We start from the raw sequence: 24,446 nt of genomic DNA on the forward strand, positions 1-24,446 counted from the left end.
GCTACTTGATAACAATCTTGAAGTTATTTCCAGCGTCGCGCTTGCTCTTGTAAAAGGCGGTTTTCAATTTTTTGAGGATGTTGCCTGCAGTCAAGGATCGCGTAAACTGAAGCGACATCTACATCATAAGTGTAGTATATGGCATACGGAAAACGCTTGGCCAATAGCCAATGAAAATGGGCAAACTTTATGGGATGTATCCCGGCATAAAGCATGAGCGAGTCAATATCGGCGTAAATGGAATCAAGAAAATACTGGCCAACGCCCGTGGCTTGCTCTTCATAGAAACGGTAACCCTCAACAAGGTCGAGTTTGGCATTGTCAAAAATGCGAACTCTCACGAAACGCTCTCCCGTATTTCTCTTTTTGCCGTTTCCCAATCTGTAAATCCAACTTCCCCAGTTTCAGCAAGACGTTTTCGCTCATCAAGAATCTGTGCATGCCAAAAAGGCGGTTCATATTCGCCTGACACCTTGGAGATATCCTCCCAGATTTCTTCCATTACCCCAATTTTTTCAGCCAAAGTCATTTTGTGAAGGGGCAAACTGTATGACATCTCCATCCTCCTGTTGCTTTGATGTTTCTGATCCTTCCGTTCACTATCCAATGTTTCTCGGTTCATATCCGATTTGAACCTGTGCAAATTTTGCACAAGTTGCCTCCCGATCAAGTTCGCTTTCCTTGAATATTTTACGCAAATGCTTAGTGATAACAGAACGTTCTCGCCCAAAAAGCTTGGCCATCTGCTCTTGAGTCAGCCAAACCGTTTCCCCTTCCAGGGTCACCTGGACAGGCTTGGTGATATCCGGGTCTTCGTAGATGATGATTTCGCTCATGGGTGGGGTGCCTTCAAGGCTTGGCTGGAAGATTTTTGGCTTGGAGTCGGACATCGTTAGTCTGCTGAATTGTGAATCTCCCAGTCCCTTCAGCGATACACATCTTTTCTATGACCAATCGTGACAATCCATACAGTTCATCATCTTGGATGGAGTAAACAATGCGGTATCTTCCCTGACGCAGGCGGTACCGTTCCTGCCCGGTCAGCTTTTCGCCGCCTGGCGGGCGAGGGTCATTTCCCAAGTCTTTTATGCGGTCAAGGATTTTTTTAACATCCTTTTTTGGAATTCCGGACAGGTCCTTCTCCACGGATTTCCTGAAAAATATGCTATATCCGGCCATCTTTCCTGAGCCTCTTCACCATTTCATCATAACTGAGAAGGGGCTCATTTACCCGGTTTTCGAATGCCGCAAGATCTTCGGCATCTTCGGCAAGAGCATTTTTTACGGCCGAATTGACAAGATCCGAAACGGATCGAGATGTCTCCAACGCCTTCATTTTAAGAGCCTTATGAACAACCTCGTCCAGATAAATCGTCGCGCGCTTAACAGTTGCTTCCATACTATCGCCTCCATGAGTTTGAAGACATTGTGGTGCTACAGCGTTTAAACGTCAAGACGTTTTTTTTCATCAGTTTTCGCATATCTCACAGGTGTCCAGCCTGCAACCATATGTATAAAAAGGGGTAATTACTCAGCACAGAGTAATCTGTTGCCGGGGTCGGAATCGGAATCGGGATCGGGATCGAATTAGGTTATTGGCGAACAAACAGTATCTATCCCGATCCCGATACCGACGCCGACCCCGATAACTGCATTTTCTCAAGCGAAAAAACGCATTGCCGAAGTAGAATTGGTATAAGTCGTTTATTTTTTCGGTTCCCCTCAATGGCGACTCACCTTTCCAGTGCGGTCCATTCTTCTCGGATGAAGTCTCGCAACAGGCGGGCTGTGTCGGTGAAGACTTCGAGCCTGGCGAATGGATCTCCGGATACGTTGATATACTGCATGACGAGCGCGTCGGCTCCGGGAAAGGCGTCTGGAGACACTCCCGCGAAAATGTATCCCCTTTCGGCGCAGGCGTCGGCAACTTTGGCGCATTCATATTGTTCAATGTTCAGAAACAAATATATCGTGTCCGCTTTGTCGCGGCAGAGGTTTCGGGTCCAATGGAAAATCCAGTTGGACACGGTGGTTGGATCGTTGCCCAGGTTTTCCACTTCCAGAACGCCGACATTGAGGTCTGGGATGTGGCTGGAATGAAGCAGCGGGCTCCCCTCGGCCAAGGACGGCGGCAGGCGCGGCGGTGCGGCTGCTGCCGGGCATATCGGTATTTCTGCCTGTTGATAGAGTGTCGCGACGATGTCGGCATAGCGCTGGGGCGGATGGATCACGCGTTGACGCGGCGGCGTAAGGGGCAGCCACTGGAGCATCAGGCTCATTTTGCCCTGCTGCGTTCCTCCGATGCTTTTGAGCTCCACGTTTGGCGGACAGAAAGCCAGAAACAGGCACATGTCGAGGAAGCTGTTCGTTTTGGCCAAGCGTTGGGAGGAGTTACTTCCCGAAATCCTTCTTCACGTCCGCGATGAACTCATCCAGCAGATCCTTGCTTACATGCTGCATGATCAGCACGTGGGCCAGCTCGCCCTGCTCCGGATGAACATCCGGGGCCAGGCCGTAGAAGTCCATGATCGCTGGGCTGGGGCGCTGGAAGAACACGGTGTTGGAGTATTCGTTGAGCCAGGACTTGATGCCCAGCTTTTCCAACTCGCCATGCAGATACTCGGCGTTGGCGATGAGCTGGGCCGCCTGGTTCTCGAAGACGTTGGGCTCGGAAAACGTGATCTTCCACCACAGCTTCAGTGGGGAAATGGCGCTGCGGGAGCAGGTGATGGTGGGCACGGCGTCCTGGAGGTAGGCCACCTGGAAGGGGTTGATGTTGTCGCGCACATACTGGGTGGAGATGAACAGCCCGGACGGCTCGTCCAGGCCCCAGAACTTGTGGCCGGAAATGGCGATGGAGTCGAAGCCCATCTTGGCGCTGTTCACCAGGTCGCTGGCCGGAGGCGGCAGAAAGCCCAGGATGCTCCCGAACAGGGCCGCGTCCTGGTGGCGGTACACGGCCGGCGGGCCGACCTTTTCCAGGATGGCGTTGATGCCCAACTGGTTGTCGATGCCGCCCTTGAACGTGGTGCCCATGGCAATGACCACCAGGGCCGGGCGGGTTGGGTCGAGCTGGGCCTCGAAGTCGGCCAGTTCCATCCGGCCCATGGGATCGGCCTTGATCAAGCGCAGCTCCAGGCCCTGCACGTCGGCCAGCTTCTTGATGGAATAGTGAGCCTCCTCGGAGACGTAGGCGATGGGCGGCAGATCGGACTGGGCCTGCAAGACCTTCTTGCCGAAATACATGCCGTGGTTGTTGCCGTCCGTGCCGCTGGCCGTGACAAAGCCCCAATGGCCCTTGTCGAAACCGAAACGGGGCGCGAAATAGTCCACCACTTCCTGCTCAAATTCATGGGAGTTGAGCAGCAAGCCGCTGGTCTTGTACGGGTCGCCCACGTTGTTCATGGCCGCCTGGGAGAGCCCGCTTTCCTGATACCACTTGTAGAACCCGTGCAGTTCCGTATCCTGGTTGATGGGGTAGCCGATGAAGTGCGGCCGCTCCGAAAGCATGTACGCGGCATAGGCGTTCAGCCGGTCCATGGCTTTTTGGTGGTCGGTGTTCTGGGCCAGAGCCGGGGAGGACAGAAAAAGGGCGAGGACCAGGATGATCCTGGCCAGGCCGAGAGGATACGACGGGAAAGACGATCTTTTCATGGGAGTTGCTCCTATTTGAGTTGGTGGTTGGTTGGCTGATTCGTCTGTAGATATGCTTCCGCGGAAGCTATTGCGCCGATGAGGCGAAGTCTGGAATGGATTTGGCGAAAGAACTCCAATGCCAGCTGTGCCTTTGCTGTCACCGGCAAAACCGTTCCGCAGTTGCCATATGAGGGTATGAACAGAATCCACTGCTTACGTGGGGTGTTACGTGACGTATCCTCACGAGTTCAAGCAACCGAATCACCAAATCATTAATAATAACGCACAGCACGGACAAAGAGACGACTCGACATTTTTTCAAGTTTCGCGTCGCCGTTTTTAAGGTCCACGTACCAGGCGAGTTGATCATCGTTCCCAGAACGGCTGTATGACCAATGAAAATAGGGTATCAAGTCCATCATGTTTTTGCATGGTGAGCGAGAAAGGTCCAGCAATTCATCCTTGCTTGGAGGCTGCCAGCCGGAATGACCGCCTAAAGAAAGAGAAACGGAATAGCCAATGGCCGTAGCATAATCCATTTGAACGGCCGGTTCTTTTTGCCACATTTTGCCTGTGTTGTTGTCCGTCACGGTCCCGTCTCCGTTGTCCACGCACTGTTGGGCAAAGGCAGGGCCGGACATGACCAGTCCGGTCAGGCAGAGCATGCATGCCAGCGCCGAAACGGCGAACAGCTTTCTCCACATCTTGTTCATGACGATCCTCCTTGAACGTTGAATGGTGTTGATGTTTCATTCAATTAAGCACGATTCGCGCCAAGCAGGAAATATGCATAATTTCAATTTGTTGCGGAAACCTGCCAGCCGCGCGCGACAGCGTGGTTGGCACCAACCTTTTTGGCACTGCAAACAAGAACGGCGGAAACGGGTGGTGTTACGTTGCTTGTCAGCAACACGGAGATGACGCCGTACTCGATTTTCGTTTATTTTAGACGACTACCCTTCCTGGCCCGGCCCAGGGCGTCCGCGACGATGAGGGCGTGCAGGACGTTTTCAGGACGGATCTGGATGCACCAGATGCGCAGGCCTTTTGCGCCACCTGGATCAATCCGGCCCGATCGACGTTCGCGAGGCCGAGGTCGTCCACGCAGACGAAATCCTGATCGGCACGGACGACGGGCAGATCGGTCTCGGTCAGGTCTTCGGGATTGGAGGCAAAGCCGCCGGTGAGGGCGAAAACGCCCGTGGGGGCGCGACCTTCGGCTTCCCTCTTTTCCGGTTCATCCGCGAAAGCCGCGTCCGGCGGATGTGCCCCCATCCGGCATGCGTTCCGTGGCGCTCTGGGTCAATCCGGCTTTTGCCCGTTACCTTGAGGGGCTCGCCGATTCGAAGCAAATGCAGGCTGTTACGCAATTCCACATCCAACGTCGAAGAACCGTTTATCTGAGTGTTGAAAAAGTCCTTATCCGGCAGTCCGTTCAAAAACCCCAAGTGCAAGGAGCAAAAAAAGTTCAAGGTCGAAGCGTATTTATTCATACGTGAGAGTTTGAACTTTTTGCAGCGACGCAGCAATTGGGAGTTTTTCAACGGACTGTTATTCCGGATCATCCTGGTTCCACGCCCCAGCCGAGCCCATGGACAGGAACAAATTGCTCCATATTCCCAATCAAGGGCAAATATGCTCACCTTTTGCGCCACTGCCGCAATCTTTGGTTTTATAAATGCAGTTATTTCTGCACATATTATCGTTTTTGCAAGCATTCAAACATTCAATGTATTGCAATCGACAGCGCAAAACTACAGGTTCAAAAGCCTTTTCACAGCATTGCTTACAAACTGTTTCATCAAGTTCGACGCAGCCTTCGATACACCTGTTGTAGGCCCTTTCCAGTGCCGTTGATGCTGCGACAGGAGAAACAAAAACAATAGCACAGAAAACAAGATTCATCATCACAATTCGCATTACAATCTCCTTATTTTTTAAAAATTGTGCTATATTACGAACAATTCTTACCAAATAGCGATTTTCTCAAATTATCACTAAGCAAAACGTATCCTCTCAGCATTTTTTGTGTCCGCTCTTGCTCCAACAATCAGGATCGGTATCGGGGTCGGTTTCGGAATCGGAACAGGAAGAATTTAGAACGCTCCCCGGCGTTTTCGATTCCGATCCCTATTCCGACTCCGACCCAGTCAACAGCATTACTCTGTGATGAGTAGTTACGTATCGAAAAATATGGAAGGTATCTGTATCTATTCCACCACGAAGTCAGAATAGATACCAGGGAACGGTTCATCGGCCAGGGTGAAGTGCCGCCATCATCATTGCTAATCGTTAATGCATTGCGGAAGGGAACTTCCGCTCATCTTCCCGCAGTTCCAGCCTGAATCCGGGTAATATCCGCATTGCGAGTTTCCTGAAGTTACCTGACCGATGACTCCGGGGGGAATATAGCTGGAGAGAGTGTCACGGGAGATGTCCCTTGTCACCGCGCCTTTGCTGCCACCGGCAAAACCGTTTCCGCAGTTGCCATATGAGGGTACGAACAGAATCCAGTATTTAATACCTTTACACCTACAGGCATAATTCTCGTCAGCCAATGCAGGCGTGACCGCTGTAAAGACCAGGGCGCAGGCGATGATCAGCGCACAGGCAACTTTTTTTGAATCTGTTTTCCACATTGTATTCATGATCGTTCCTCTTTGATTGGATGGTGAGATGCTGACTTGATAATGAATGTTCCATGCCTTGCAAAAAAAATACATAATTTAAAAATGTTAGAATAAAATACCAACCAGTTAAAGCCGTGCTGTTTGAGGAGCTTGGTGCAAAAAGTGCTTTTTGCACCAAGCTGTGGTCAGTGGTGAGTGGTTAGTTTGCTAGCAAAAACAATATGTTGCCGGAAGTCCATAAGGCATTTTGTTTGGTCCAAAGGACTTTTTGCACTGACCTCTAAAATGGTACAATGCCGCTGGTCGTATCGCCGGCCCCCATGCCTTTCGTTTTCGTGCCAGGACCGGAATAGGTTACCCGTACCATGCCATTATGGATACCGACAGTATTTATCGTGTAACCATAGCTTCTTATACAGCCCGGAATCTCATAAACAATATCAATGGTTGAGTTGGGTATTGTGTTTCTGTATCCCCAGGCATTCAGGTTAGTTCTCATGCAGCTCATTCCGGAATCGGCATCGGCCTTTGGCACAGTGACCACGCAGAACAAGACAATTGAGGCAAAGAGGACGCCTGACACAAAACAAAAGATACCGTTAATCAGTTTTTTATCTCCCATCATTTCCTCCGGTTCAGTGGTTGAACCACCACTTCTGAATTGTTTGAATGCCCCGGGTAGCTCCCCAGGACTGAAACACGATGTCACGCCATGATGCTTTTCATTCGATCGCGAGGCGATGCCGGAGAATGTCTATCAAATATCGAAATGACTCTACCGGTCATCCTCATGACAAAACCTGCACTCTGATGTCTTCGTCATACCCGGCTGCGGGCCGCCGGCCTTCCAGTGCGGGCAGTCGAATTCCCGCGTGTCCTGCTTGAGGCAATCGTTCCTGGCCATCATGCATGCGTCGAGACAGTCCATGTTCCCCGGCGGGCACAGAGCCTCGCAATTGTCCCGGTTCGCGTTACAGGTCGCCAGGATGCTGCTGAACGTCTCGTTGCAGCAGTTGGTGCAGACGATCAGGTCGGGACAGCCGTGGATGCAGTCGATGTAGGTGCCGGTGGCGGCATGAAGGTTGGGGGTTGCCATGAACAGCAGGGCCAGGGCCGCTGTTCCGAAAATCCTTCTCCACGTTTTTCTCATGACGATACTCCTTGGTTGAGTGTTGCAGGCATTATACTCTTTTTAGCACGATCCATGCCATGAAAAAATTAAACGATTTCATGATATTATAAAAAAGTGTCAACTGTATCAGGCCGCACAGTTTGCGCCCATTTTGTTGGCATTGCCAACATTGGTGGCAAAGTCGGCTGGTTCGGCCTGGGTTGCAACGACCAGGGCGGTCAGGTCGCTGCTGAACACTGTCTGGACCGCGGCCGAGAACGGGGACATGACGGTCAGCAGGGCGTAGCCACCAGGATCGCGGGCTCCACCGGAAGGCCAAGGGGCTCGCAGATGATGGGCAGAAGCAGAACATGGGACAAATGGCCAGGGCCCCGGTGGCGGCCACGGCGCTGAGGGCCGCGCCGAAGACGATGAACGCGTACTGGGCAAGCGTGAACTCCACCTGGGGCCACGCTTTCCATTGCGAATTTGTCGCGACAATTCCGTAATGGACTTGCTTATTGCCAGAGAGATGAAAGTTCATCCCTTCGCGCCAGGCCGAGACGTCCCGAAAACATCGGCCGAGGATGATTTCTGGTGAATCCTCTTCATGGCGTGTGCGAGTTTCGCGGCTTGACCCGTAGCAGAACGGCCAGGGCCAGGGCCGCCGCGGCCACGCCAACCGGGTTGGAGAGGCCCGGAGAGAGATTGAAGCCGATGGATGCCTGGAGAATGAAGGAGACGGTCACCGCGGTCATGAACAGGGCCGGGACCGTTGCGATCCAATGGAATTTGCCGCTTTGGCGCAGAAAGATCGCCGCGGACCACAGGACCAACATGGCCAGGGTCTGATTGCTCCAGCCGAAATAGCGCCAGATGAGATTAAAATCCTGGGTGCTGACGAGAAAGGCCACGATGAACAGCGGGACGGCCAGAAGCAGTCTTTTGGCCGCCCGGGCCTGGGGCAGGCTGAAGGTTTCCGCCAGGATCAAACGGCTGGATCGAAAGGCCGTGTCCCCGGACGTGATGGGCAGGATGATCACGCCCAGGATTGCCAGAAACCCGCCCACCGGACCTAGCAGGGTCCGGCAGACCTGGTCCACCACCAGGGAGGGCGTACCGCTTTGAATGACCTGAAACAAAGCCTCCGGGCCATAAAACAGGGTCATCCCGGCCGCGGCCCAGACCAGGGCGATGATCCCCTCGGCGATCATGGCGCCGTAGAACACCAGGCGTCCACTGGATTCATTGCGGATGCAGCGGGCCATGAGCGGGGATTGGGTGGAATGAAAGCCGCTGATGGCCCCGCAGGACAGGGTGATGAACAGCAGCGGCCAGATGGGCAGGCCTTGCGGGTGCGTGTTCACCGTCACGTCCAGGTTCGGCAGGACCGGGGCATCGCCCAGGGCCATGCCCACGAGCACGCCCAGGGTCATGAAGAGCAAGAGCGCGCCGAAAAAGGGGTACAAGCGGCCGATAAGCTTGTCGATGGGCAGGATGGTGGCCAGGAAGTAGTAGCCGAAGATGCAGGCCACCAGAAACTGGACGTTCAGGCCGGTCAGATTGCCCAGAAGCTGGGCCGGACTGAGGACGAACACCACGCCCACGAGGAGCAGCAGCAACAGGGAAAAGAACCGCATCACCCGGCGGGCGTGCAGGCCCAGGAAGGCGCCCACCACGTCCGGGATGGACGCGCCCTTGTTGCGTACCGAAAGCATCCCGCTGAAATAGTCGTGCACAGCGCCCGCGAAAATCGCGCCCACCACGATCCAGACCAGAGCCACCGGGCCGTACAGAGCGCCCAGGATCGGCCCGAAGATCGGTCCGATCCCCGCGATGTCCAAAAGCTGGATAAAAAAGACCTTCCAGGTGGGCATGGAAGCGTAGTCCACCCCGTCGGCCATGGTGGAACACGGCGTCGGACGGCTCGGATCCGGGTCGAATATCCGCTCAACCACCTTGCCGTAGGTGAAATAACCCAGAACGAGCAGGCCGATGCACAAGAGCAGAGTTGTCATAGGATTACCTGGTCGGATCAATGACGACGATCTCACCGGAGATGATCTTCGTCTTGGCCGATTCCACGGCATCGAGCACAGCCTGGGGGATGATGTCGCGGGTGTATTGAAAATCCGAGGTGCCGACTCCGCCTTCGGCCACGCCGAAATGTCGCTCTCCCGGCTGGAGATCCCCTTCCACCAGGCTTCGAATGGTTTCATAAACAGCGACGTCAACACGCTTGACCATGCTGGTTAGAACCGTGCCCGGAGCCAGATGGTCCTGTACCGAATCCACCCCGATAGCATAGAATCCATTTTCCTGGGCAGCGAATATGACTCCAATTCCTGTTGCACCACTGGCATGGTAGACGATATCGGCCCCACGTTTGTTCTGCGAGATGGCCAATTCCTTGCCCAATGCCGGGGCGCGAAAACTTTGCGCATAGTCAACCAGCACACGGGCATCCGGATTGACGGAGCCGACTCCCTGTTCGAATCCGCTTTGAAATTTGCGAATGATTGGAACCTCCAACCCACCGACAAAGCCGACGATATTGCTTTCCGTCATCATTCCAGCGAGGACGCCCACCAGAAATGAGCCGTCATGCTCCATGAAGACCAATGAGCTGACATTCGGGGCGGACACCACGCTATCGACTATGGCAAACTTGATGTGCGGGAAATCCTGGGCAACCTGTTTCAAGGCAGATTCATGTTGAAACCCGACCGCGAAAACCAGGTCGTAATTTTCCGTGGCAAATGCTATCAGGTGGTCTTCCAGGTGTTCAACATCCTTGGGCTCGATGAACTGGAAAGAGATACCCATATCTCTTTTGGCCTTCTGCAGTCCGTGTAGTGCGGCATCATTGAATGACAAATCGCCCAAACCACCCGTGGAGAAGACAATTCCCACTCTCTGTTCGGCTGATGCGGTAACAGTCATAGCCATCAACCCGACCAGAACGACAACCATCACACAACCTGATTTCCGGAACATACGAGTCACCTTTGTTTTAGAGATGTTCAGCACGGAATTTTCCTCGGAGTGGCCTTTGTCTGCGTACGTGGTGCTGATATTTTCAAGCGCGCTGCACAAATTTTTCTGATATTCAATGCTTCAGCTGCATAATGCTCATTTGTCCAATGCTGCGCTGATGCATGGCTGGAAAACAGCCTGTTAGGGTGTCTTGCCCATGTAATCATAAAGCTTCACTGATGGGCATGATGCCGGATTGCCTTGCGTCGTCGATGTCGATGATCGCGTAGCCTTCCGAGGTTTCCTCGTTCATGGAGTCGCTGATAAAGAAAGGCAGGGCTTTCAGGAATTGATCGTTGCCCGCGGACACGGCCTTCTCGAAGGATGCGATTCCGACCATGGTGGTCTCAATGCACAAGGTTTCTTCCTGCTCCTCATCCAGGTGAACGCAGACGAACATGTGGCCCGGCACGGAGACCAGAAACGGACTCATTTCCAGTTTGCGGAAGACCGAGGCAAAGAGCGCGCTGCCCTCGACGCAGTTGGCCTGGGCCGTGCGGACCTGCTGGCCGATCAGGCGGACGTGCTGCATGGCCACGACTCCGGATTCCCCGGAGGATCTGGTGATGTTGCTGTACTTGAACCCCCGGGCCTGGATGGCCCGGTAAACGGCCTTGATCTCCTCGGCCACTTCGTCGGCGTCTTTCTGATAACCGGCAAAGGAATCCACGTATCCGGCCTTGAGGGCCTCCCCCAGAAGCGCGTCCACCACCGGATGGTTCTCGTTGACGTAGGCGGCAAACAGCCATGACGTGTCCACGAAATCGCCCTCTTCGTCCTCAAAACCCAAGATGCAGTCATTGATGGTGCGCACGGGCACGCGCTTGCTTTTTTCGGTGTGGGGCTGACCGTTGAGTGCAACCCGGGCCGTGACCACCTCCGGGAAGGGCTGGTGAACGGCAAGCAGGGCGTCGTAATCGAACTTCAAGACCGGGTTGATCAGATAGGTCTCGCCCTTTTTGGGCAACAGGCCCTCCCAGACGCTGGGGCTGATCAGCTTGCCGCTGGAAATTTCCACGCGCACGAGTGTTCGGTCGGCGGGCGCGACGATGCTCACGCCCACGAAACCCCATGGGTCGCCAAGAATGGTGGGATCGGGGTCGTCGGCATCGTCGAGCAACGTGGAGGTGGCGATAATCAGCGAAGGGAAGATGCTGTCGTCGATCCCGACCTCGATATCCCATTCCAGATCAGCCGCGTGAACGGGCACCACGAAAAGCAGAGTGAGCAGCAGGGTGCAAAGCAGACGTGACAAGGTCATGATTGTTCTCCGTGGGGATTGCCGGGCAGGATCGGCAGGTTGAATGGGTTTGGGAAAAGGTGCTGTCCGGGAATACGGTGAAAATATTCCTGGCCGACGTATAGGCGATGTTGCCGTACCTTGGGAAGATGTTGAAATTTCGGGCAACCTGCTCCAAGGCCGGAGCAAGCTGAAAACCGACCGGGAAAACCAGATCGGAATCCAGTCTTTTCACCGCCCGGGCCTGGCCGAGGCTGAATCCGCGATGGGAATGCGGTGAATGATTCTGCCCTGAAACATGGTCAGGCTGGCCCTGGCCTGGGAGATTTCGTCGGGCGGGACCTTGAGGATGTCGCGGTCCAGGACAACGAGGTCGGCGGATTTGCCGACCGTGATGGACCCGGTGACGGCTTCCTGAAAGTCGGCATAGGCGCCGCCCAGGGTGTGGGCGTGGAGCATGGCGGCCAAGGGGACGCACTGGGTCGGGTTGTAGGCCTGAACCTCTTGCGGGTCCAGGCCGCGGCGGGTGACGCCGATCTGGATGGATTCCAGGGGATTGAAGGTGTTCAGCTCCCCGCTGAACGGCCAGTCCGTGCCGCAGGTCAGGGCCGCGCCGCTGTCCAGGAGATCCCGGACCGGATAGAGGCTCCAGGCCCGCTGCGCCCCCAGGGAGACCAGGGTGGTATGGGCAAAATGCTTTTCCTCGCAAAACCAGATCGGCTGGAGGTTGGCGATGACGCCCAGGGCCCGGAAGCGGGGAATGTCCCGGGGATGGATCAGATCGGCATGGGCGATCATATGCCGGGCGCCAGGACGTGTTTCCGGACGGCCGTTTTCACGTTGGGCCTGCTCTACTGCATCCAGGGCCAGGCGAACGCCCTGATCCCCAACAGCGTGAAAATGGATCTGGAAGCCGTGGGCGTCCAGGGCCGTGACAATCCGGTGCAGTTCGTCCAAGGCCCACAGGCATTCGCCCCGGTAGCCCGGCATGTCCGCGTAGGGCTCCAGAAGCAGGGCGGTGCGGCCTTCGATGACCCCGTCCACGAAAATTTTGACCGTGCGCGGCGTGATCAGCGCGGATTGAAAGGACTCCCGGAGATGGAGCAGGTGATCAATCTGGGCCAGGCCTTTTTCCGGTTCGCAGAGCAGGGAGGCCTGCACCCGCATGTGCAGGTCGCCGTCTCGCTCCAGGGCCTGATAGGCCAGGAGCTCTTCTTCATGGGCCATGGCCTCATGGACCGAGACAATGCCCATACCGGCGGCCCGCTGCAAAAAGGCCCAGCCGGCCATGACCCGATCCCGCAAGGTCGGGGCCGACAGGCGTGACTCCACCAGCTCCATGGCCGTCCACTCCCGGAGGATACCGGTTGCCTCGCCGCTGAGCGCATCCCGTTCGATGATCCCGCCGGGCGGGTTGGGCGTGTCCCTGGTGATTCCGGCCAGAACCAGGGCTCTGGTGTTCACCCAGGCGTTGTGGCCGTCAATGGATTTAAGCAGCACCGGACGGTCCGGAACAATGGCGTCCAGATGCTCGCGGCGCGGCGCAAGATCCGGCAACCAGCCCCCGCCCCGGATGAAGTCCTGGTCCTGGTTGGCCCGGGCATAGCTCGCGATATGGGCCAGGCAGGCATCCCGCTCCACCAGACCGGTCAGATTGCACTCCACCAGATTCATGCCGCCGAGGATGGGGTGGATGTGGGCGTCCCGGAACCCCGGCAGGATCAGTCCGCCCGCAATGTCAACAACCTCCGTGTTCGGCCCGATCCAGGCCCGAATCTCCCGGGCCGTGCCCATGGCCGCGATCCTGCCCTGGCGCACGGCCACGGCATCGGAGCGTGTTTCTGACGCGTCTTTTGGCGCATCATTTGGTGCGCCTGGCCCGGCAACACGCCCCGCCAACAGGACGCTGTCCGCATAGGGTCGTCCGTGATTCATGGCCTACAGATTCTCGTTGGGGTCATGGCGCCTGATGTAGGCCAGCAGGTCCCGGGCCAGGTCCGAAAAGACCTGCACCTTGTCGTAGTCAAAGGGAATGTTGTTCAGATACTGCAGGATCAGGGCGTCTCCCCGGCCGGCTTCGGGTTGGATGCCGGAGAAGAAGAAGCCGAGTTTTTCCAGTTCCGTTGTGACGAAACAGGTTGTCGGGTCATCCAGGGGCAATAAGAGGTCGATGGCCGCCACCTGCTTCAGGCAAAGCTCGCGGAGGATGCGCCGCACCTCGCGGACACAGTCCGAGCCATAGTCATGGACCTTGATCATGGCGCAATTTTCCAGGGGATACACCTTGGTATTGATGCGCGAGGCATGGGCAGCGAGAGACGGCGGATTTTGCGGCGGCGAGGCCAGGACATGGGGGGCGCCGATATGTTCGAGAATGCGTCCGATCATCTCCCGGTGGTGCGGAGGGGCGAAAACTTGACGCGGGCTGGGCTGTTCGAGGTAGACAAAGCTTACGACCACGCTGATCCGCTGGGTGCCGGGCTCGTCAATGCCCTTGAATTTCCAGGTGGCCGGGCTGGTGGCCAGGAGAATGCCGCAGTCCCGGTAACCCAGCTTGATCAACCCGCGCTGGGTAAAGACGTGATTGGCCACGGAATAGGAATACACCCCGGTCAGGGGACGGGTTTTGGGGGTTGTCAGCAGAAACCGGGTCAGCCGCTCCATGCAGCCCTGGTTGCGAAAAGCCTGGTTGACGAACAGAAAGGTGTACTCCGCGGTCCTGGCCTCGGCATCCTCGAACACCAGCGCGGCATGGCCCATGAACTCATTGGCTCCGGTCACGGCCACCGCGGAGATCATGTCGTCCGCGGCGTTCATTTCCGCCATCCGTTCCGGATAGTAGATGACCTCGTTGAAAAAGGTGTAGCCGTGGTTCTTGTACGCGCTGCGGGAAACCTCGATGGCCTCGTCCGCGGTCATCCGGCGCACGGTGTAGTCGATGCGCGGCGGAGACGTCTTCGGTGCGGGGGCGCTGTCCGTGGGTTGCGGGTCAAAGGCGGTCTCCGTGGGGTCCACGTCCTGTCCCTGGGCCTCGAAACCCGGGTGGACGCTTTTTCCGGGCAGGTATTTGACCAGGCGGGTTTCCTTGCCGTCCGGCCCCAGGTTGTGGAAGGCGACCTCGTCCATGGTCTGGCGCATCAAGGCCATGCCCATGCCCCTGGCGGAAACCTGCTCCAGGTCGTCGCCCTGCTCGAAAACAGGAGCCTTGCCCGGGTCAAAGGGGATGCCCTTTTCCCGGATGATGATCCGCAGGCCCAGGGTGACCTGCTCGCAGACAATATCAAAGGCACCCGGCTCGTCGTCTTCCAGAAAGGCGTGTTGCACGACGTTGGACACCGCTTCCTCCACCGCCAGTTCGATCCGGGAAATGTCGTCCCCGGCAAAGCCGACGAGTACGGCAGCCTCGCGCACGTATGCCAGGACAAGGGGAAGGGCCGCCATATCGCAGGGGGCGGTGAGCTTGAAGGAAAGGGAATGGTTGCGCATCAATCAACTCCTGTGTCTGTTCCCAGGAAAACCGGTAAAAGATTATCTGGTCGGATCAATGACGACGATCTCATACCATTTCCAATTCAAAGCTTCTCTTTCGGTATCGGTATCGGTATCGGGGTCGAATTAGGATTATTGGCGAACAAACAGTATCTATCCCGATCCCGATCCCGATACCGACGCCGACCCCGATAACTGCATTTTCTCAAGCGAAAAACGCATTGCCGAAGCTGACCCCGGCCCGGGATATCTCGCTTGGCGGGACCTCCAGGACATTGCGGTCCAGGACGACCAGGTCGGCGGACTTGCCGATACTGATGGACTTGGTGACGGCTTCCTGGAAGTCGACATAGGCCCCGCCCAGGGTGTGCGCGTGGAGCATGGACACGTGGCGCGGGCTATTCCCGTGTTTGCGTGATGGGCAGGTCCGCTGTCCCGGCATAGAAGACCACGATGTGCGCGGGTTCGTCGCCCAGGCTTTCGCCCCAGTGCCAGGTGCCGACCACCTCGACAATGGCCTCCCCGGCTTGCAAGTCCAGGACCTGGCCGTCCAGGGTATGCACCCGCAGGCGGCCGCTGAGCAGGATGCCCGCATTGATGACCGGGTGTTGGTGCACGGGCAGCTTTGTTCCAGGCGGAATGGTGATGCTCAGAATGCGGACCTCCGGCTGTCCTTCCGGGTAGGACGGCAGCAATGCTCCATCCCAGCTCGTTTCCGCCCTGGCCAGTTCCCGGACCAGAACACCCGTGCCTTTGGCGGCAACCGGACCAGGGCCAAGCCCAGAACCAAGGAAGACGAACCAACCGATGGCTAAAAGACTGGTCAAACGACGTCGCATGGGATGTCCTTTGTTGCGTTATTTTCAAGTTCAGCCGTCAATGAAAAAAGAAATGTACGTATTCCCGGAGAGATGGTAGTGCAACACGTCGCGGGCCATTTTGGCCAGCAGGAACAGCCCCAGTCGCGACAATTCCGCTTCGTTGGCGCAGGAGGGGTGGACGGGCGGGGGGCAATTGTCCACGTCTTCGACCCGTGAACCGCAGATGATTTCCACGAACATCCCGTCTTCCCTGCGCTGAATGTCGAACAGGCAGGTCTCGTCCCCGTCGGCGACGTGCCCGCAGAGATGATCGAACGTCTCTTCGCAGGCCAGGCGCAGGCGATGGAAGCTTCCGTCGCTCATCTTGAATTCGTGTCGAACATCCTCCAGCGTGGCCAGCAGCCTGGGCATTTCCTCCGACCGCGGCGCAAGCCGGAAGGTCTTGCGGGGCTTGGGAAAGAGGACCAGCAACAGACTCATGAACATGGCCACGAACCCACCCATGGCCACGCCGTTTTGCAGCATCGGGGCCAGAGCCACGGGCATCACCTCGGGAAAGAAACTGCGGGTTTCGGCCACGAGCCCCGTGCACAAAGACAACCCCAGGATCAGGCCGATTTGAAAATCCAGTCCGGAACTGATGATCAGACCGATGCCCGCGGCAAAAAGCATCCCGCAGATGACCACGAGCATTCCACCGATGACCGGGGCGGGCAGGTCCAGCAGAAAACCGGAAATCTTGGGCAGAAAGGCCAGGGCGAACAGGATGGCCGCGCCCATCAAGCCGACGCGGCGGGACGCCACCCGGGTCATCTTCAGTAGCGGCAGGTTGTCGCAGAACGTGGCCACCGGCGCGGCTCCGCTCACTCCGGCCAGAGCCTTGGCCGCGGCGTCGCCGTACAGCCCGCCCTGAACCTGCTGGTAGTCCACCTTGCGAAACCGACGCAACGAAAACTGCTGCACGAGCATGATGTTCCCGGTGCCTTCCATGGCACTGACCAGCGCGGCCATGACGAATGCGGCCAGCAGGGGGACATGGGTCAATCCCAGGTTGAGTTCGAGCCCGGGCCAGGCCCATTGAGGCAACCCGATCCAGGGCGCGGAGAGGACCTGGTCGAGTTGGAGAATCCCGAAAAACCAGGCCGCCGCGCATCCCGCGCCCAGGCCCAGCAGCGGAGTCCAGAGCCGCAACGTGGTGGTGCCGAACAGCATCAGCAGCACCAGGACGGCCATGGTGACCACGCCCACGACATAGTTGGGATACGAGCCGAATCCGGGCCGATCCGGAAAGCCGCCCTGCCACAGCTCGATGGCGATGGGCATCAGGCTCAGCGCCACGAGGATGATCATGATCCCGCCGATTTGCGGGGTGACGATATGGCGTAAAAACCGCAGGAAGTAGGAGTAGAAAAAAACCACCGGCGCGCTGAGCAGGGTCATGGTGGCCATCAGCTCCAGCCCGCCCATGCGGATCGCGCTCAGGGTGCAGGCCAGAAAGGCGGAATAGGAGCCCATGAAGAGCACGAACCCGCAACCGATGCGCCCCACCCGCAGGGTCTGGATCAAGGTGCCCAGGGCCGCGACCAGGATCGTGGCAAAGGTGACGAAGGCGACCTGTTCCGGCGGAGTGTGGGTGGCCTTGCCGATCATGATCGGCAGGAAGATGATCCCGTCGAAAATCAGGGAAACATGGGTCAAACCCAAAAGCAGCGACAGCCCCCAGCCCGGCTTGTCGTCCACGGCATGCAGGATGCGATCCGAATCGGCGCGTAGGGTCATGGATGGCTATCTTCTTGAAAAAATATGGAAGAGACTGTCTATTTTACCACAAAATCGAAATAGGTGTCCGGGAACGGTTCGTCGGCCAAAGTGAAGTGCCACCATTCCTTGTCATAGTATTTGAAGCCGTGTTTTTCCATGAGGGTCTTCAGCAGCAGCCGGTTCAGCCGTTGCCGGGTGGTCAGGTTGGAATCCTCCGGGTGGGAGCGTTCATGGAAGCAGTCAAACCCCGTGCCCATGTCGATGCCGTTGTCCGGAAAGCGCTGGTCCGCCGGGAGGAAGCATTCCTTTTGCCCCGTCTCGCCGAGGATGAATGCGGGCTGCTCCGCGGGCGGCAGTTCCACGATGGTCAGATCAACGGTGCTGCCCCGACTGTGTCCCGACCTTTCGGCAATGTAGCCGTCCCGGAACAGGTTTCTTTTATCCACCGTGGGATAGAATTCGGTCCTGGTGGCCGTGTCGTCCACGTCCTTGGCCCAGCGGACAAAATGGTCCACGGCGCGCTGGGGCCGGAAGCAGTCGTAGATTTTGATCCCGAAGCCGAACGGCGCGAGGTCCGCCCGCACCCCGGCCAGGGCCTGGGCCGCCTCCCTGGTCAGATAGCACTTGGGGGCCGCGTAGCCGTCCACCCGTGCGCCGACAAAATTGTGCTCGGTGAAATACCGGATATCCATGATCGCATCCGGAATCACCTCCCTGATTTCCACAAAGGCGTCCGGCCGCTCCGAGGCCTGGACCCAACCCGACACGACGACGGCAAGCAGCAGCATGATCATTCTTTTCATGATGTTAACCCGTGATACGCTGTTAGAGCTTTGGAGGATTGCTCCTCATAGCAACGGCCCCAAGTCCATGCCTCGACGACCCGCGAGGGCGTGGAGAAGCTGATGAGGCTTTCCTCAGCGACACCCCATCCCGCCTAACTGAGTGCTGTACCGACATATTTGTCGGGAGTCGGCGGCTTGACGTTTCTTGGAGCGCCTTAGTCCATTTCAGGCCGCACGGATAGTGGGGGGGGAGGGGCTCGTGTGGGTGCCGCAGCGCTGTTCGGGATTGCGGACCCTGTCGCTTCCGGATTTACGCGGACATTTCTTGCGCGGGGATTTCGAGGGTCTGGATGGGATTGAGGGCCGCGGCCCTGGCGGGCCGGGTAGGAGCCGAAGGAGATGCCCAGGGCCGAGACGAAATGGCCCCAGGGATTACTCGAAGGATTCAAACTGCCAGTGCGGCGTGGAACTGACGTTCAGCGTCTTTCTTGACAGGCGGCTGGCGGTCGGCTTTGAGGCGATATACGTTCGCCTCCAGCATCCTTTCCAAATCCTCCATCCGCACCGGCTTGGCCAAATAATCGTCCATCCCGGCTTCAATGAACTTCTCCCGGTCCCCGGTCATGGCATAGGCGGTCAGGGCGATGATGGGGACATCTTTCTTGGGACCGAGGTCGGTGGATGAGCGGATGGCTTTGGTGGCTTCCACTCCGTTCATCACCGGCATCTGAATGTCCATCAGGATAACGTCGAAATCCTGATCCTTGAACACGTCCAAAGCCTGTTGCCCATCCTCGGCCAGGGTCACGGCGTGGCCGGCTTTTTCCAGTAATTTACCGATCGGCAGGGCGTTGGACGGGTCGTCTTCGGCCAGCAGGATGCGCAGTTTGTGTTTGGATTCATGCGGTCGTGCCGGCCCATTTCGGCCATGTCGGCCATGGCGGCCATGGCGGTCAAGAGCGCTCTCCCCGGCGGTCGGTCTGAACGGCAGGACCACATGTACGGAGGTTCCTTTGCCGACCTCGCTTTCAACGGAAATTTTCCCATCCATCAGGGCCACGAGGCGTTTGACGATGGCCAGGCCGAGCCCGGCCCCCTGGAAGCCGCGGGCATAGGAGCCGTCCACCTGGACAAAGGGCTTGAACAGGCCGCCCAGCTTGTCGTCAGGAATGCCGATGCCCGTGTCGGATACGCAAAACCAGATTTTGCGGACATTGTCCGTGTCCGTGTCCGTGGCCAACGGCGCGATTTCCAGCCGGACGCTCCCCTGTTTCGTGAACTTCAGGGCATTGCCCACCAGGTTGAACAGAATCTGACGGACCCGCGCCTCGTCGCCGATGAGCCGTGAGGGGGTGTCTGGATCAATGGAACATTCCAGATGGACGCCCTTTTCCCTGGCCGCGACCTCGAACAGGTCGGACACGGAATCGCCAAGCTCCCGGACCAGGAACTCGGCCTCGTGGATGGTCATCTTGCCTGCTTCGACCCGGGACAGATCCAGGATATCCGAGAGCAACCGGGTCAATCGGCGAGCAGAGGATGTGCACAATTTGACGTATTCCTCCTGCTCGGCATCAAGGAGCGTGGTGTCCAGAAGCTGCATCATGCCCATAATGCCGTTGAGGGGAGTGCGGATTTCATGGCTCATGTTGGCCAGGAACTCGCTCTTCGCCTTGTTGGCGGCCTCGGCCTGGTGCTTGGCCTGGATCAGGGCGGCTTCGGCCTGCTTGCGATCCATGATATCCAGGCAGTGGCCGATATAGCCGAGAAAATTCCCCTGGGCGTCATAGCGGGGAGTGCCGTCGTCCTGGATCCATCGATATTCGCCGTCGTGGCTGCGCAGACGGTAATCCATGCTGAACGGCTCGCGGCGGTCAAAGGCCGTGGTGTAGATGTGCAGGCACCGATCAAAGTCGTCGGGATGGACGCCCTCGATCCACCCGTTGCCCAGTTCCTGCTCCAAGGGCCGCCCGGTGAAGGCCAGCCATGGCTGGTTGAAGTAGTCGCACTTCTTGTCCAGGCCCGCGGTCCAGATCAGGGCCTGGCCGAAGTCGGCCAGGTGCCTGTAGCGCTGTTCGCTCTCCCAGAGCGCCTCTTCGACCTGTTTGCGCGCGGAAATGTCGCTGATCACAAGGTGATAGACCCATGCGTCGTCTCCGTCCCGTGCGCAGGCGGCGGACAGATGCGCCCAGAAAAGCGCCCCGTCCAATTTGACCAGCCGCAAATCCCATTTCTGGGGTTCGCCCGTCTCAACGAGTGTTTTGCGATGCAGATAGAAGATGTCCTGGTCTTCGGGAAGGATGAAGCGGGTCAAGGGCTGCTTGGCCAGCTTGCTTCTGGTCGTGCCCAGCAGGGTGGCCATGGTCAGGTTGGCCTCCAGGATCCGCCCCTCTTCATTGACCGTGCAGTAGCCCGCCGGGGCCAGGTTATAGAGGTCGAAATAGCGTGCCCGGACCGTATCCAGTTCGGCCTGGGTCCGGCGCAGCTCTTCGTTCTGCAGCTCCAGTTCGATCTTGTGCACCCGAAGCTCATGGAGGGTTTGCCGGACTTCCTCGGGAACCTGGCCTTCCAAATTCCCGGACGACCAGTCGTCATTGTCCCGCAGGTAATCCTCGGCCCGTCGCCGCAGAAGAATCCGGTCAGCGGGGCCGCCCCTTTTCTTTGAAACAACGCTCCCGCCGCCTTGTCTTGCTTTCCGTTTGGTCATGGCTTCTCTCCTTGCGACGTGTCCCCGACATTTTTCGGTCTTTTGGACCGACGGTTGCTAGGGAGTGGCGGGTCCATGCCTGGACACGCACAACGCCCAGGCGGGCTTTCCATGTTCGTCGCTGACCGATTCAGCCTGCAACGTCGAGAACCTTTCCACTCCGGCGTCTGTAACGACCCTGCTCCGGATCTCTTCCTTCTTTCCCGTGCCCAAGACCCGGCGGACCAGGGCAAGCTGTTCCTCCGCCTGCTCAGGAGGAAAAAAGTCATGGGGCGTTTTCCCGATCAGTTCAGCGGGCTGGACATGCAGGACTTCGGCAAAGGCGTCGTTCACGAACCGGTATGTTCCGTCGCGATTGACGCTGAAGATCGGATCGCTGGAGAATTGGACAAGCAGACGGAACCGCTCTTCGCTCTGCTGCAACGCCTCACGGGCCTTTTTCATCGTCGTGATGTCCACGAAGGTCAGCACCGCGCCTTCGATGACGTTGTCCAGGGTGCGGTAGGGCTGGATGTGCATGGCGTACCACCGGCCCTCGGTTGTCCGCACCTCCACTTGCTTGGAGACCAGGGTGTCCAGCACGGACTGGGTGTCGGATACCAGCGTGTCGTAACCGGACAAGTTGGAGACGATGTGGGCCACGGGCCGACCGATGTCGCTCAGGATCAGGTTGATGATCCTGGTGGCCGCGGGGGTGAAGCGCAGGATGCGGAGTTGGTGGTCCACGAAAACCGTGGCAATGCCCGTGCCGGCCAGCAGATTGTTCATGTCGTTGTTGGCCCGGGACAGGTCGGCCACCTTGGTCTGCAGTTCGACGTTGACCGTGGACAACTCCTCGTTGACCGATTGCAGCTCTTCCTTGGAGGTTTCCAGCTCCTCGTTGGTGGATTGCAGTTCCTCGTTCACGGACTGCATCTCCTCGTTGGAGGACTTCAACTCTTCATTCGATGTCTCCAGTTCCTCGTTGGCGGCCTGAAGGTACTCATCCTTGGCCAGCAACTCCTGCTTCAGGGCCGCGATGCGGGCGTCGGCATCCCCCCTCTCCCCCGTGCCCGGCTCTAGGGACGGGATGCCATCCGGCCCGATGGCCATTGTTGCCGACTTCGGCTCTTGTGCCTGCTCCCGTGCCTGTTCCAGGACGACCAGGCACAGGGGGGGCTCCAGCGAGGCGGCAGGGGCGACGGGCACCGGACGGACAATCAGGTTGACGGTGATGAAGTCGCCGTTGGTTTTGACCCGCAGACCCGGATGGTGCACGGTTTCCCTGGTTTGCGAAACGTTGTGCAGGGCGCTCGTCAGGGCGCGGCGCAGGCCCTCGCGGGCCATCTTCAAGATGTTCAGGGTGTCGCTCTCCCCGGGGGCCGGTTCCAGGTACATGCCCGTGCGGCCGTGCAGGTAAAGGATGTCGCCCTGGGCGTTGACCAGGGCCCCGGCCTGGACGACCTCTTGCAGCAGGGCCTGTTCGGTCAGCTCGCGCACCGACGGTCTTTTGGGGGCGGACGTCCTTTCGGCACCCTGTGGGGATGCGGCCCCCATGGCCGTCATGGACGGCACGAACCGCCCCAGGCTCGTGCGCTGGCCCCCCGAAAGGTCGTCCTTGCGCTGGAAGAGCTTTTGCTTGCGCTCCAGCGCGGCAAAGATGTCCAAAAACTCGCCCACGGTCTCGGAAGACCCCAGAAAGAGAAAACCGCCCGGACGCAGAGCGTAGTGGAACAGCGGGATGATTTTTTTTTGCAGCTCGGCGCTCATGTAGATCAGCAGGTTGCGGCAACTGATCAGGTCGAGCTTGGAAAAGGGCGGGTCCTTGATCACGTTCTGCTCGGAAAAGACCAGCATGTCGCGAATCTTCTTGTGGATGCGAAAGGCGCTGTTGTCCGGCTCGGTCGTAAAAAAACGCTCCAGCCGCTCCGGTGAAATATCCGCGGCGATGGAAGCCGGATAGATCCCGGCCCGGGCCGTGGCAATGGCCCGGCTGTCAATGTCCGTGGCAAAGACCTGGACCTGGAAGTTCTGGCGGATGGCCGCCTGGTGTTCAGCCAGAAGGATGGCCAGGGAATAGGCCTCCTCACCGGTGGAGCAGCCCACGGACCAGACCCGGATGACGGCGTTGGCCGACCTGCCGGCAAAGAGCTTGGGCACGATCTGTTCCTCCAAAGCCTTGAAGGCTTCGGGGTCGCGGAAGAAATTGGTCACCCCGATGAGCAGGTCGCGGAACAGGGCGTCCACCTCTTTCGGCGCCTGTTGCGCGAACCGGACGTAGTCCTCCATGGTTTCGATCTGATGAACGGCCATGCGCCGTTCGATGCGCCGCAGGACAGTGGATGGTTTGTACTGGGAAAAGTCGTGCCCGGTCTGGCTGCGCAGCAGGACATAAATTTTTTTCAACGCCGTGTCGGCCTTGGGCGCGGGGGTCGCGGGCTTGGGAGGCCGACCAAAGGCATGGGCCGCGTAGGTGACAAGCTGGGCCGGCATCTCGGCCGGCGGCAGCTCGAAATCCACCAGGCCCGTGGCCAGGGCGCTGCGCGGCATGCCGTCGAATTCCGTGGATGCCGGGTTCTGGGCCATGACCATGCCGCCCTCGCCCTTGATATCCCGGACGCCAAGGGTGCCGTCGCTGCCCGTGCCGGAAAGCACGATGCCGATGGCCCGTTCGCGTTGATCATGGGCCAGGGAGCGGAAGAAGAAGTCGATGGGCAGACGATGACCACGCGGGGCGGCGGGCTCCAGCAACTGGAGCGAGCCGTTCAGGAAGGCCATGTCCCGGTTCGGCGGGATGATGTAGGTGCAGTTGGGACGGACCTGCATCCCATCCTCCACCTCGAAGACCTCCATCCTCGTGTAGCGCCGGATCAGGTCCGTGAGCATGCTTTTGTGATCCGGGGCCAGGTGCTGCACCAGGACAAAAGCCATGTCGGGGTCGGCATTCTCGGGCATGGCGGAGAAGAAGGCCTCAAACGCGGCCAGGCCCCCGGCCGAGGCCCCGATGCCCACGATGGGGAAGTCCGGGCCGTGACCTGGATCGGGGCCTGGATCGGGGCCTGGATCGGGCACGGGATCGGGCTGTTGCGACGCTTCAGCCGACTCCGGCGCGGCTGCTTCCTGTCCGGCGGCCTTGCTCGGCTTGGCCTTGCTTTTCTTGCTTTTCTTGCTTGTCTTGCTTGTCTTGCTTGTCTGGCTTGTCTGGCTTGGAGACATGACGTGGTCCTTGGCTAGAGAGATCGCTGAGAGTA

25 protein-coding genes are annotated in these 24,446 nt (G+C 58.1%); all 25 read right to left on the reverse strand.

The genetic code is table 11. From position 1 onward, the window contains the following. Positions 1–23 precede the first annotated feature (23 nt). The 25 genes from DESLA_RS0106355 to DESLA_RS19160 all read right to left on the reverse strand — a co-directional run bounded on the left by DESLA_RS0106355 (position 24) and on the right by DESLA_RS19160 (position 24,411). On the reverse strand, positions 24–341 hold the full coding sequence (locus DESLA_RS0106355; protein ID WP_028571802.1) for a hypothetical protein: 318 nt from the start codon (positions 339–341) through the stop codon (positions 24–26). Beyond that, a complete protein-coding gene (locus DESLA_RS0106360) occupies positions 338–556 on the reverse strand; it encodes an addiction module protein (RefSeq protein ID WP_169732602.1) in 219 nt (72 codons plus the stop codon). The genes DESLA_RS0106355 and DESLA_RS0106360 overlap by 4 nt, the downstream gene beginning before the upstream one ends. Positions 557–599: 43 nt before the next feature. Further along, positions 600–836: a virulence RhuM family protein gene (locus DESLA_RS22805; RefSeq protein ID WP_051434451.1), complete on the reverse strand. Its 237-nt coding sequence runs from the start codon at positions 834–836 to the stop codon at positions 600–602. A gap of 13 nt (positions 837–849) precedes the next feature. Next, positions 850–1,146: a type II toxin-antitoxin system RelE family toxin gene (locus DESLA_RS19135; protein WP_211239036.1), complete on the reverse strand. Its 297-nt coding sequence runs from the start codon at positions 1,144–1,146 to the stop codon at positions 850–852. 19 nt (positions 1,147–1,165) lie between these two features. Continuing rightward, positions 1,166–1,399, reverse strand: a complete 234-nt coding sequence (locus DESLA_RS0106375; RefSeq protein ID WP_028571804.1) for a CopG family transcriptional regulator — start codon at positions 1,397–1,399, stop codon at positions 1,166–1,168. 334 nt (positions 1,400–1,733) lie between these two features. Further along, a complete protein-coding gene (locus DESLA_RS0106380) occupies positions 1,734–2,279 on the reverse strand; it encodes a hypothetical protein (RefSeq protein ID WP_156932885.1) in 546 nt (181 codons plus the stop codon). A 112-nt stretch (positions 2,280–2,391) separates the two neighbouring features. Then, a complete protein-coding gene (locus DESLA_RS0106385) occupies positions 2,392–3,654 on the reverse strand; it encodes an aminotransferase class V-fold PLP-dependent enzyme (protein WP_156932886.1) in 1,263 nt (420 codons plus the stop codon). 254 nt (positions 3,655–3,908) lie between these two features. Further along, positions 3,909–4,349 (reverse strand): Lcl C-terminal domain-containing protein, encoded by a 441-nt coding sequence (locus tag DESLA_RS0106390; protein WP_028571807.1) that lies wholly within the window; start codon positions 4,347–4,349, stop codon positions 3,909–3,911. A 232-nt stretch (positions 4,350–4,581) separates the two neighbouring features. After that, entirely contained in the window at positions 4,582–4,911 is a 330-nt protein-coding gene (locus DESLA_RS0106395) for a dehydroquinate synthase/iron-containing alcohol dehydrogenase family protein (RefSeq protein ID WP_028571808.1), read from the reverse strand. A gap of 348 nt (positions 4,912–5,259) precedes the next feature. Next, on the reverse strand, positions 5,260–5,556 hold the full coding sequence (locus tag DESLA_RS22810) for a hypothetical protein (protein ID WP_156932887.1): 297 nt from the start codon (positions 5,554–5,556) through the stop codon (positions 5,260–5,262). 365 nt (positions 5,557–5,921) lie between these two features. Then, the gene (locus DESLA_RS22815; RefSeq protein ID WP_156932888.1) at positions 5,922–6,284 is read right to left on the reverse strand and encodes a hypothetical protein; all 363 of its coding nucleotides are present in this window, start codon (positions 6,282–6,284) and stop codon (positions 5,922–5,924) included. Positions 6,285–6,546: 262 nt separating this feature from the next. Next, positions 6,547–6,891: a hypothetical protein gene (locus DESLA_RS0106405; protein ID WP_156932889.1), complete on the reverse strand. Its 345-nt coding sequence runs from the start codon at positions 6,889–6,891 to the stop codon at positions 6,547–6,549. A 150-nt stretch (positions 6,892–7,041) separates the two neighbouring features. Then, positions 7,042–7,416, reverse strand: coding sequence for a hypothetical protein (locus DESLA_RS0106410; protein ID WP_028571811.1), 375 nt, complete (start codon positions 7,414–7,416; stop codon positions 7,042–7,044). A 108-nt stretch (positions 7,417–7,524) separates the two neighbouring features. Next, complete coding sequence (locus DESLA_RS22820) at positions 7,525–7,665, reverse strand: hypothetical protein (protein ID WP_156932890.1); 141 nt, start codon at positions 7,663–7,665, stop codon at positions 7,525–7,527. Positions 7,666–7,985: 320 nt separating this feature from the next. Next, complete coding sequence (locus DESLA_RS0106420) at positions 7,986–9,395, reverse strand: carbon starvation CstA family protein (protein ID WP_028571812.1); 1,410 nt, start codon at positions 9,393–9,395, stop codon at positions 7,986–7,988. A gap of 4 nt (positions 9,396–9,399) precedes the next feature. Continuing rightward, on the reverse strand, positions 9,400–10,407 hold the full coding sequence (locus DESLA_RS0106425) for a BMP family lipoprotein (RefSeq protein WP_211239037.1): 1,008 nt from the start codon (positions 10,405–10,407) through the stop codon (positions 9,400–9,402). Between the two features lie 169 nt (positions 10,408–10,576). Then, a complete protein-coding gene (locus DESLA_RS19140) occupies positions 10,577–11,674 on the reverse strand; it encodes a hypothetical protein (RefSeq protein ID WP_051434452.1) in 1,098 nt (365 codons plus the stop codon). A gap of 210 nt (positions 11,675–11,884) precedes the next feature. Further along, a complete protein-coding gene (locus DESLA_RS19145; RefSeq protein WP_084031938.1) occupies positions 11,885–13,588 on the reverse strand; it encodes an amidohydrolase in 1,704 nt (567 codons plus the stop codon). Positions 13,589–13,591: 3 nt separating this feature from the next. Continuing rightward, on the reverse strand, positions 13,592–15,139 hold the full coding sequence (locus DESLA_RS0106445; RefSeq protein WP_028571815.1) for an ATP-binding protein: 1,548 nt from the start codon (positions 15,137–15,139) through the stop codon (positions 13,592–13,594). Positions 15,140–15,347: 208 nt separating this feature from the next. Next, positions 15,348–15,524 carry an amidohydrolase family protein gene (locus DESLA_RS22825; protein ID WP_337833228.1) on the reverse strand — a complete coding sequence of 59 codons (177 nt, stop codon included), beginning with the start codon at positions 15,522–15,524 and terminating at the stop codon, positions 15,348–15,350. 16 nt (positions 15,525–15,540) lie between these two features. Then, entirely contained in the window at positions 15,541–15,981 is a 441-nt protein-coding gene (locus DESLA_RS0106455) for a cupin domain-containing protein (RefSeq protein WP_028571816.1), read from the reverse strand. Between the two features lie 30 nt (positions 15,982–16,011). Next, on the reverse strand, positions 16,012–17,742 hold the full coding sequence (locus DESLA_RS0106460) for a uracil-xanthine permease family protein (RefSeq protein WP_028571817.1): 1,731 nt from the start codon (positions 17,740–17,742) through the stop codon (positions 16,012–16,014). Positions 17,743–17,780: 38 nt separating this feature from the next. Continuing rightward, entirely contained in the window at positions 17,781–18,527 is a 747-nt protein-coding gene (locus DESLA_RS0106465; RefSeq protein ID WP_035261458.1) for a M15 family metallopeptidase, read from the reverse strand. Between the two features lie 427 nt (positions 18,528–18,954). After that, a complete protein-coding gene (locus DESLA_RS21585) occupies positions 18,955–21,216 on the reverse strand; it encodes a PAS domain-containing hybrid sensor histidine kinase/response regulator (protein ID WP_051434454.1) in 2,262 nt (753 codons plus the stop codon). Between the two features lie 57 nt (positions 21,217–21,273). Beyond that, positions 21,274–24,411, reverse strand: a complete 3,138-nt coding sequence (locus tag DESLA_RS19160; protein ID WP_084031939.1) for a chemotaxis protein CheB — start codon at positions 24,409–24,411, stop codon at positions 21,274–21,276. Positions 24,412–24,446: the final 35 nt, after the last annotated feature.

Origin of the sequence: Desulfonatronum lacustre DSM 10312 (genome assembly GCF_000519265.1) — a bacterium.
In the GTDB taxonomy this organism is placed as follows: Bacteria; Desulfobacterota; Desulfovibrionia; order Desulfovibrionales; family Desulfonatronaceae; genus Desulfonatronum; species Desulfonatronum lacustre.